Origin of the sequence: Desulfuromonas sp. CSMB_57, from assembly GCF_020194955.2 — a bacterium.
Lineage (GTDB): Bacteria > Desulfobacterota > Desulfuromonadia > Desulfuromonadales > Syntrophotaleaceae > JAFCIY02.
The window spans coordinates 1-929 of sequence record NZ_JAFCIY020000063.1; the positions used below are offsets into that span (position 1 = coordinate 1).

Genomic DNA, 929 nt, shown 5'->3' on the forward strand with positions numbered 1-929 from the left:
TCCCACTGGTTCTGAAATCTCAGACTGCAATCGACGATGGGCAGGCAGTTGCTGCCGGTTTTGGCGGTGATGGCTGCCTTGCCCCAGAGTTCATGCTCGGCCTGCCAGAGGATGTTGCCTTCGGTGTCGAACAGTTCCTTGGGGGTGCCGAGGTGGTCGGTGACCAGGGGATGGAAGGCTCCCTCCCCGGCGGCGGAAATCGTCTCTTTGGCGACGGGGTGGAAGGTGCCCGGCTCGAAGTGCCAGCGGCTGATTTCGTTGGTATGGCCGTTTGTTCTGTGTTCTTCGGCCAGGGTGGCGCCTTGCCAGAGGTACCGGGTCGCCTGCCGGGTGCTTCTGTCTCCGGGCTTGATGCATTCTTTGCGGATTCTTCGGCCGAAGGCGTCGTAGGTGTAGTGCCATACGCTGCCATCCGGGGTGTGGGTTTGCATGAGACGGTCGAAGTCGTCCCAAGTGTAGCGCCAGGTTTTGGGGCGGAAGCCGTTGCGGGCCAGTCGTTTTTCGATGACCCGACCACGGATGTCGTAGCGGTAGCTGCTGTTGCCGATGGATCGGACGGTGCCGCCTTCGTAGCGATGGGCCCGGCCGTTGCTCTGGGTCAGGTTCAGCAGGGCGTCGTAGCGGTAATGCTCGATGGTCTGGGTGTTCAGGCCGGTGTGGCGGGTGATCTGCTCGATCTGGTCGCGGGGGTCGTAGTGGCAGCTGTGGCTGCCGCGCCGGCTGTCCTGGACGCCGACCAGCCGGCCGGATTGGTCCCAGCGGTAGCGGCGGGAGACCTGGGCCAGTTTGTCGTGGACGGCGAGTTGTCTGTCCCGCCCGACCAGCTGGCGCGTCAGTCGACCGCAGGCGTCGTAGCTCTGCTTGAGGGTGAGGGCGTCGCGGGGGGTCTGCTCCGGCGCCTGGTATTGCCGCTGGGTTTCCAGGCCGCG

At 64.7% G+C, this 929-nt stretch carries 1 protein-coding gene; it reads right to left on the bottom strand.

The features are described from left to right. On the bottom strand, positions 1-929 hold a 929-nt coding region (locus JQN68_RS13850), incomplete at both ends, for an RHS repeat domain-containing protein (RefSeq protein WP_249621254.1).